8 protein-coding genes and 2 pseudogenes are annotated in these 7,844 nt (G+C 61.2%); 2 read left to right on the plus strand and 8 right to left on the minus strand.

Translation table 11 applies throughout. The annotated features are described in order from the left end of the window. Nucleotides 1–780: 780 nt before the first annotated feature. Nucleotides 781–915, minus strand: coding sequence for a hypothetical protein (locus tag WKW82_RS39840; protein ID WP_340348736.1), 135 nt, complete (start codon nt 913–915; stop codon nt 781–783). A 164-nt stretch (nt 916–1,079) separates the two neighbouring features. On the opposite strand from WKW82_RS39840, the pseudogene istA reads away from it, so the two are divergent. Further along, nucleotides 1,080–1,844 (plus strand): annotated as a pseudogene (istA, locus tag WKW82_RS39845) (IS21 family transposase); the annotation flags it as partial. 12 nt (nt 1,845–1,856) lie between these two features. On the opposite strand, the gene WKW82_RS39850 reads toward istA, so the two are convergent. The 4 genes and pseudogenes from WKW82_RS39850 to WKW82_RS39865 all read right to left on the minus strand — a co-directional run. Continuing rightward, nucleotides 1,857–2,105, minus strand: a complete 249-nt coding sequence (locus tag WKW82_RS39850) for a hypothetical protein (protein ID WP_340348737.1) — start codon at nt 2,103–2,105, stop codon at nt 1,857–1,859. A 134-nt stretch (nt 2,106–2,239) separates the two neighbouring features. Further along, a complete protein-coding gene (locus WKW82_RS39855) occupies nt 2,240–2,437 on the minus strand; it encodes a hypothetical protein (RefSeq protein WP_340348738.1) in 198 nt (65 codons plus the stop codon). Next, nucleotides 2,437–3,153, minus strand: a complete 717-nt coding sequence (locus tag WKW82_RS39860; protein WP_340348739.1) for a recombinase zinc ribbon domain-containing protein — start codon at nt 3,151–3,153, stop codon at nt 2,437–2,439. Before WKW82_RS39860 ends, WKW82_RS39855 begins: the two co-directional genes overlap by 1 nt. A gap of 58 nt (nt 3,154–3,211) precedes the next feature. Next, a pseudogene (locus tag WKW82_RS39865) lies at nt 3,212–3,379 on the minus strand (IS6 family transposase); the annotation flags it as partial. Between the two features lie 76 nt (nt 3,380–3,455). On the opposite strand from WKW82_RS39865, the gene WKW82_RS39870 reads away from it, so the two are divergent. Further along, the gene (locus tag WKW82_RS39870; RefSeq protein ID WP_340348740.1) at nt 3,456–4,115 is read left to right on the plus strand and encodes an IS6 family transposase; all 660 of its coding nucleotides are present in this window, start codon (nt 3,456–3,458) and stop codon (nt 4,113–4,115) included. Between the two features lie 482 nt (nt 4,116–4,597). On the opposite strand, the gene WKW82_RS39875 is transcribed toward WKW82_RS39870, so the two are convergent. From WKW82_RS39875 to WKW82_RS39885, 3 genes are all read right to left on the minus strand, one after another. Beyond that, nucleotides 4,598–5,710: a hypothetical protein gene (locus tag WKW82_RS39875; protein ID WP_340348741.1), complete on the minus strand. Its 1,113-nt coding sequence runs from the start codon at nt 5,708–5,710 to the stop codon at nt 4,598–4,600. A 12-nt stretch (nt 5,711–5,722) separates the two neighbouring features. Further along, entirely contained in the window at nt 5,723–6,679 is a 957-nt protein-coding gene (locus WKW82_RS39880; RefSeq protein ID WP_340348742.1) for a hypothetical protein, read from the minus strand. Nucleotides 6,680–6,986: 307 nt separating this feature from the next. Continuing rightward, nucleotides 6,987–7,595 (minus strand): DUF4337 domain-containing protein, encoded by a 609-nt coding sequence (locus WKW82_RS39885; RefSeq protein WP_340348743.1) that lies wholly within the window; start codon nt 7,593–7,595, stop codon nt 6,987–6,989. Nucleotides 7,596–7,844: the final 249 nt, after the last annotated feature.

Raw genomic sequence — 7,844 nt, forward strand, 5'->3', positions numbered from 1 at the left:
ACTACTTGCAGCTTGAACTCCGCGTTGAATGTTCGTCGTAGCTTCTTGGTCATCTTCCTCTTCCAGGTGGTTGCCACCTATCGAGGTGTCCGGGGAAATTAGACCAGCACAGGTGGGGTACTCAGTTGATAAGGTCCGGGAGTACCTAGCCAAAAAATAGCTCTAGAGAGAAGTCGGCGCGCGGGGTGCAACGGAAGCTTGCACCGTGGCTTACCACGATTGCATCCGTAGGCGCACAGAAGGAGCGACCGGAAGCCGGAACAATTCAGGCATGTCAATCACGGCGCCCTACGAACTCCTGATGCGTCTGGCAAACGCAAAGCTTCCTGCGACGATCGATGAGCCGCTCCTCATTGATCAATTGCGAGGTTATGCGGCATCCGCTTTGATCTCCTGCCACATACCTGATCCGGTGCGAACTTTTGGCCGAGTGTCCCAGCCTCCCGCTCGCGTTTCTCTTTGACACCGGAAGGGCTGCGAACGGTCCGACGCCTGAAGCGCCGCCAATCGGGCCTCCGTTGGTGTCCAGCGACCCCCCTTGCGCAGCCTCACGCCCCCTGCAACACTGCCCGGCGCGCGATGCCCGCGATAGCCCGACCTGGACGGGTCTGGTCAGGGCCAAATGACCGGGAACCTTTCACCCGCACGGAGCGGGGTCCACAGATCCGTATGGCGCGGAATACTGATTCCGTCGCCCCTGTACCAGACATACCAGACGGGGGTCAGTCGGTCATTGCGATCGGCCGCAACGCCCCCTCGGGGGCGTTTGTCGTTGTGGGCTCAGTAGTCGAAGAATTGAGCCCTGATGTGCGCACCTGCATTGCCGCCTGCATCATTGACGTAGGCGTTCCCGATCGTGGCGCATGCGTCAACGACGGCCATGGTGGACGTCCACAAGGCATCAGACAGGTCCATTTGGCCGGGCCCTGATGGCTACCCAAACTGCTCCACTTGTGGCCAGGTCAAACTGCTCCACCTGGCCACCGGTGTTTGAGGCGCTAATTCCGGCGTCGTCGTAGGTCGGAGGCTGGCCGGCAGGACGTTTACTTGCTCCCTCGATTCCCGAGGGAGCCCACAGGTTGAACGTCTTGAAGCCACATCTACAAACCACCATCTGGACCTTGTTGCGCAACGGCGCGACGCAGCGAGAGATCGCGCGCGTCACGGGCATCTCGCGCCACACCATTCGCGGCTATCAGAAGCAGTTCGCCAGCCAAGGCGACGCCGAGCCACCGGGTGCAACTGCCGGCGCGCCGGAGCAAACTGCTCCACCCTGGCCACCGACCCGGCCGCCCGGTTCAGCACCGAGCAGCATTACGTCGGCATGCGAGCCGCACCGCACCTTCATCGAGTCGCAGTTGAAGCTCAACCGCAACGCGATGGCCGTGTACCAGGACCTGGTCGACCAGTTCGCTTTCACCGGGGCCTACAACTCGGTCAAGCGTTTCGCCGCCCGGCTGCGCAAGCGCGAACCGCAGCAGTTCGATCGTCTGTCATTCCAGCCCGGCGAGGAGATGCAGGTCGACTACGGCGAGGGCGCGCCCACGCGCGTGAAGGGCACCGAACGCTTCCGCAAGCCGCGCCTGTTCGTGGCCACGTTGCGCTATTCCCGGCGCAGCTTCCGGCGTGTCGTGTGGAAGTCCAGCCAAGTGGTCTGGGCCCGACTGCATGAGCAGGCATGGAGATATTTCGGAGGGTCGTGTCGCTACGTGGTCCTCGACAACCTGAAGGAAGGCGTGCTCAAGCCTGATCTGTACGAGCCGCTGCTCAACCCGGTCTATGCCGCCGCGCTCGCCCACTACGGCGTGGTCGCCGACCCGGCCAGGGTCCGGGATCCAAATCGCAACCAACTGAATTCATACTGCATCCTTTCCTGACGGACGAGAGGACTTTGGCGCCGTCTTCTCATTGGCGGCAGGTTTGCGATCGACGAGGCGATCCCAGCGACTGCAGTGTTTGGCGGGCATACCGGGCGCAGGCGCCTCGTACAGGTGAGCGCGATGGTCGTTATAGGCGTGCCTCGCGATGAGCCCGTGTTCCGCCCAGCGAATGAGTGTCTGCTCGTGGATGTTCAGGCGTGCAGCAGCTTCTTCCTTGGTGAGCATGCCCCGGTCGCGAAGGCGATCATAGAGCGAACGCAGTCCATAGCTGTGGACGAGATAGGCCACACGCCTGGCAGTGAACCGTTCGTCCGCACGTCCCGCTCGAACGGCGCCGCCGGGATGTATTCCTCGCTCGTTCAACAGTTCGGCAATCTCGACGTAGGTGTGCTGCTCGAGTCGACGACTCTGCGCTGCGTCTTCACTTGCTGGGCAGACGACCTGCGATTGACCGTCGTGATCGTCTGCAGTTTGCCGCCCTTGAAGCGCACGTGCACCGTGGTGGTTCCCTCTGCAGGCAGCCTGATCAAGGTGGCATCTTCGATGATGAGGTCCATCATTCTCTTGCGCTCGCGGTTCGGCGTGTGGGGGTCGGCCCTCGCCGCTTGAAGTCCGCTGTCATTGCCACGAGTCGGTCGCGTACCGCCTCGCCAAGCAGCCGCGTGTCGTCCTTTCGCGCGTGCTCGTAGTCCTCGCGCGCTTTGGCGAGCGCCCTGAGCTTGTCGTTCCAGTCGGCCTCCAGCGTGTTGGCGACCAGGCGGTTGCCGGGGTCCACCAGCATGAAGCGACGCTGGGCGAGATCGGCTTCGATCTGAGCCCTTTCGATCGCGCGCCGCCGAAGCTGATCTACCTCCTCCTGGCGAGTCTCGATCTCGGCGCGGATATGCATCGAGAGATCGACCGCAGCGGGAGTCATCTGGTCGATGACAAGCGCTGCGATCGCTTCATCGATGGGCCTGCCTCCAATCGACTGGCAGTTGGGCTCGGCGTTGCGGCCCTGGGCACGATCACAGACATACCAGACATCCAAGCCACCACGTCGAGCGGAATATCGCACGCGCATATGTCGTCCGCACCGGCCGCACACCGCCCGGCCCTGCAACAGCGCGGCACCCTCTCGCGGCGGCGACACACGCGCCAGTTCGTAGGATCGACCATTGGCCTCAAGGAGTTTGCGGTTCTCCTCGAATTGATCCCAGGTGATGTAGCCGGGATGAGCATTCGGGATGCATGCGAGCCAGTCGCGGCAGTCGCGGGCTCGCTGCACCTTCATGCCTTGGGCGGTGCGTTGATAGTGTCGACGCCCATAGGCGTATGCCCCCGCGTACCGCAACCCAGCGCATGATCGTCGTATGGGCCAAGGCTAGGCCACGCTCGGCCATCATTTCCACCAGGTCGCGCAAGCTCAACTTGAAGCGCAGATACCAGCGGACGCATAGAACGATGATCTCGCGCTCGAAGTGCCGACCCTTGAACAATTCGTCCATGCCCTGCAGCATCTTCGCCATCGATCCGCCTTCAAGTCAAAAATCGTAGCCCACCGGAGGCGAGATTTGCACCAGAGCCCTCAAGCGGATGCACTACCCATTGGAGGTGATGCTGATCTGCGTGCGCTGGTACGCGGCCTACCCGCTGAGCCTGCGGCACATCGAAGAGATGATGGCCGAGCGCGGCGTCTTCGTCGATCACGCCACTGTGCACCGGTGGTCAATCAAGATCCTGCCGATCCTGGCCGCAGTATTTCGCCGGCGCAAGCGCGCAGTGGGCTCAAGTTGGCGAATGGATGAGACCTACATCAAGGTCGCTGGCCAGTGGAAGTACCTGTACCGCGCGGTCGACAGAGACGGCGACACCATCGACTTCCTGCTTCGTACTCATCGGGACCATGCTGCAGCGCGACGATTCTTTGAACGCGCCATCGAACTGCACGGTGTCCCCGAGAAGATCACGATCGACAGGAGCGGCGCCAACACCGCGGCTATCGAAAGCATGCGTGCCGACTCGGGCGCCGACATCGAGCTGCGCCAATCGAAGTATCTCAACAACATCGTTGAGCAAGATCACCGGGCGATCAAGCGCATCGTGCGCCCCATGCTGGGATTCAAGTCCTTCCGCTGCGCGAGCATCCTCATTGCGGGCATCGAGATCATGCACATGATCAAGAAGGGGCAGCTCAGCTGCCCCGCAGACCGAGCTGCGTCCGCCGCTGATCAGTTCTACTCGCTGGCCATTTGATCGCTCTCCAGACCTCGACCTTGACTCAAGCCGACGCCGCTATTGCGACAAAACCACGCAGAGCGCCCGAGCATGCGGGCCATGGCCCGCATGCTCAAAGACTACTGACGCATGCTCGCTATCGTGATCCGGTCTTCGGGTTGAAGCTGCTGGTACGTGGTTCGTTCATTCATGTGCACACCTTATGCGATGAGGTGTTGCACTTCACTTTTGAGGCCGCCCAGTAAAATCAGCCTCCCGCCTCGTAAGCTTCTTTCTGTGTGCCTGCCGTCCCAAATGCAACGCTCCCGATCACGCCCGTTGCCTGACCTCGTCCATGCGGCACAGAGGATCTCCTCGCGGGGCGCGCCGCAACCGGGAACTCTCGAATAAAGACCAACACCGCCATCCGTGCTTGCACCACCACCAACTTCTCGCTCAAGGCCGCCGCAGCGCATTCATAGAACTTGGGGTATCCCAACCGGTCATCCCTCTGCCTTGCGTCAAGGTTTTCCTCTCGACCTTCCGATTCTCTGGCCAATTTCTTGGGCCGCTGATTGGAGGATCATGTTGCCCGGATACTGGGCTGCGTACTGGTTGGACGCCGAAACCAATCCCCCTGCCGGCGAGCCGAGCAATGCGGACGACAAAATTGAGGACGCCTCGGGCATCAACAAGTAGGCCGTGATCTTGCGGGGATCGGTTCCCGGCAGGGTCAGTTGCGCAACGATCGCCGTATCCAAATCGGTCCCGTGGCTGAGGCTGTCGACTTTGGCGGATGCGCGCAGCCAGTTGGCGTACCGCACGGCGTCCGTGAGGCCGAAATCGCCGGTGGCGCTTGCGAACCGGGGTTCGCTGTTGCGTAGAAATTCCCCAATGTTAGCTATCGAGCGCTCAGAGTAGCTTCTGAGAATGCTGGGATCGTTATTGATCGAGCCGGCCAGAATGTCGGCGGCGTAAGGATTCGCAGAACTACGGATCATCGACACAAGTTCATCCTGCACGCCCGCAGGCGCCAGCGGCGCCATATGGGCCAACTCGCCGTAGTAGTCGTCTGCGCTCAGGACGCGCGAGTCGAAAGCCGTTTTCAGCAGAGCATCCGATCCCGGCAAATAGCCGAGGCGCGAGAAGCTCAGTGCTGCCGATCGCGCGACGTCCTTGTTGTCGTCGCCGATCAAGGTGCGAAGATCGAGAAGGAGGTCACTGTTGTAACCGGTCAGGTTGTCCGGCGAGTACAGGCGGCCCAAGATGCGGGCCAGCGCAATCTTCTCGTCGTTGCTGATTCCCGCCTTTAGCAAGGCGTGCGCTGCCAATGCCGATCGGGTGGTGAGCAGCACACTTTGCGCGAAGATTCGATCGAGCTCATTGCGCCCCTCGATCCCGGGCCTGGGAACATACGAGGCCAAGGGGTTCTGCGAATCTTGTTTGTCCCTGGCGGCCCCGATCTCGGTCGCGTACCTTGCGGCGGCCGCTGACGGACCTCGGTCATCACGATGGAATACGGGCGCGGGTGAGCTTTGCTGCGGCGCCGTCCCCGGCAAGGGTTGCGTCTGGGACCAATAGAAAATACCAGCAACGGCGACAGCCACGACGGCAAGGAGGCCTGCCTTTTTCATGCCGACCGCCCCTCAATTCCAACTCTTCATTGTGTTGAAGAGTCTCGACGGCACCATGACGCCGCCTTTGAGGGCGCGATTGCGGTCCAGCCAGATCTGCGGCAAAGGATAGACCGGCGGCATGCCTTCGTCGTCGGCGGTCTTTTCATACATATTCACGATGAAGGTGTCGCAGCGGTAAAGGCCTCGTTCGGGCGGTCGGCCCCAGATCAGAGGTTTGGCGCTCGTGTAGTGCTGGCCGTAGGTGTAGTCGGCGCCGATGAGATAAGCCTGAAAGGCGCGCTTGATCAAGGCCATCCTGGCGCGCACATCCTCAAAGTCCGCAGCCTGAAGGCACGCCGTCTTGAAGCATTTGTTCACCAGATGGTCGGGGTTGTTGGGAGAGGCCGTTCCCCAGTACGCCGAACGCGACTTGAAACTCGCCAAGGATTCATACTGGATGGCATTGCTGCCCTCATCCAACACCTGGACGATCGAACTGCCGTCAAACATGCCGGTGTGTCCCAAAGAACCCAGCCCAGAGATCGCCAATTCGCGGCCGACCACGTCGCCGGCCCAGTGAGGGTCGCCGTGGACAAGATCGGCGCCAATATTCCAGAGCGCCCGGCCGCTGCCATAGATGACCAAGTTGCCGTCATCCTGTGCCGCAAGGTATGCGCCCGGGTTGCCGCTCGTTTGCGCGTTCCAAATAGGGACTCCACTGTTGCTGTACACCACGAGGTTGCCATCACCCTGCATCGGTGCGAACGCGCCGGGATTCTGCGTCTGGCTGTTCCAGCGCGGAGTCCAATCGGATGTTCGGTAATAGACGAGATTTCCGTCACTTTGCATTACCAAGACATACCGACCGCTGTCCGAACTGATGGATTGACCAGGTGAAAGCGCAGTGTTGGGCGCAAGAATGCCGGCGCTGGCGAGACAAGCACTGAGGACAAGCGCGAGGGCGCCCAGTGCCCAAATTGACTTCATCACAACCCCCTTTTAGGCACGGCTGCCCGCGTCGCGTTGCAATGCGCCAACCCAAACCGTCAAGGCTAACCCCACTTTCACTCGCGAAGAGTGTGCGAGTGGGCCGGCATTGTTCCGCAAATACTTCGATATCGCAACCACGTGTCCTTCCTGCAAGGACTGTGCTGCGGCACCCCGTGATATCGCGATGCGAGGCACCATAGACGTCCAGCGCGATGCCTCACTGGAGGTCGTCCCTGGGCAGGTGTCCCTCAAAACTGGTTCTTCCGCACCTATGGACTCCAGTCCATAGGTGCGGAAGAACCCATTAGATGTGCAGCGCCGCCAGCAGGCCAACCACCAGCCCGGCGGCGGCAACACCGAACATTCCGCGCTCGAGCCACTTCCTGCGCGTCAGCAAGGCGATCGCCGCCAGCGAAATCGACACCTGCAGTATTGTGGTGGCCTGGGCCCAGCGATGGTGTTCGTGCATCTGCGCTTCAGACTTGCGGTCCCAGTCTTCGGCCTCTCCTTCCAGCTTCTGGGCGGCGCTCTGGATTTCTGCCTTCTCCCGCTCGTAGCGCGCGGCCTTGTCCTGCCAAGCCTGCTTGCGATCGTCGCTCGAGGTATCGCGAGCGAACTCGGCGAGCGATTGCTTCGTGCTCTTGGACTGGTAGTAGTTCCACTGGTTGGAGGCTTCGGTCTTCTTGATAGCGGCGTTGTTCTTGTACAAGCCGGCGTTGGCCTGGGTAGCGCCACCCATGTAAGAAAAGATCGCCCCAACGGTGGCGATGATCGCAGTGCAAACCGCGATCTGGCTCGTCATTCCGGAATGGCCTGACTTGCCCTCTGATGCAGGACCGTGATGTGCACCCGACGCAGCGTGCTCCAGCTCGTGATCGTGCGGACCGTGCACGTGAAAACCGTGACCTGACAGGAATACTCTCTCTTTCCGGTGCGGAAAATCCCCCGCGGAGTATGGCAGCCCGACACGCGGGCAAACACGAGGTGGCCGCGCAAGGTGGGTGGCGTGATCGGGCCGCGTCGATCGCAGCGACCGGCAGGCGCGCGACGGCTGTGCTGGTCAAGTTTTTTCAGACACTGCGATAGGTTGTTTGATTGCCAATTGCTGCTCGAAGGCATTGGGCGGCAAGTTGCCCAGTTTGGAGTGCAGGCGCACGCTGTT

Origin of the sequence: Variovorax rhizosphaerae (assembly GCF_037889975.1) — a bacterium.
Taxonomy (GTDB): domain Bacteria; phylum Pseudomonadota; class Gammaproteobacteria; order Burkholderiales; family Burkholderiaceae_C; genus Variovorax; species Variovorax rhizosphaerae.

What these genes read in the sequence shown, in the direction of transcription:
- WKW82_RS39840 (WP_340348736.1), bottom strand. Translation starts at nt 915, where the DNA reads ATGGACCTGTCTGATGCCTTGTGGACGTCCACCATGGCCGTCGTTGAC.
- WKW82_RS39850 (WP_340348737.1), bottom strand. Translation starts at nt 2,105, where the DNA reads ATGCTCACCAAGGAAGAAGCTGCTGCACGCCTGAACATCCACGAGCAG.
- WKW82_RS39855 (WP_340348738.1), bottom strand. Translation starts at nt 2,437, where the DNA reads ATGGACCTCATCATCGAAGATGCCACCTTGATCAGGCTGCCTGCAGAG.
- WKW82_RS39860 (WP_340348739.1), bottom strand. Translation starts at nt 3,153, where the DNA reads ATGAAGGTGCAGCGAGCCCGCGACTGCCGCGACTGGCTCGCATGCATC.
- WKW82_RS39870 (WP_340348740.1), top strand. Translation starts at nt 3,456, where the DNA reads ATGCACTACCCATTGGAGGTGATGCTGATCTGCGTGCGCTGGTACGCG.
- WKW82_RS39875 (WP_340348741.1), bottom strand. Translation starts at nt 5,710, where the DNA reads ATGAAAAAGGCAGGCCTCCTTGCCGTCGTGGCTGTCGCCGTTGCTGGT.
- WKW82_RS39880 (WP_340348742.1), bottom strand. Translation starts at nt 6,679, where the DNA reads ATGAAGTCAATTTGGGCACTGGGCGCCCTCGCGCTTGTCCTCAGTGCT.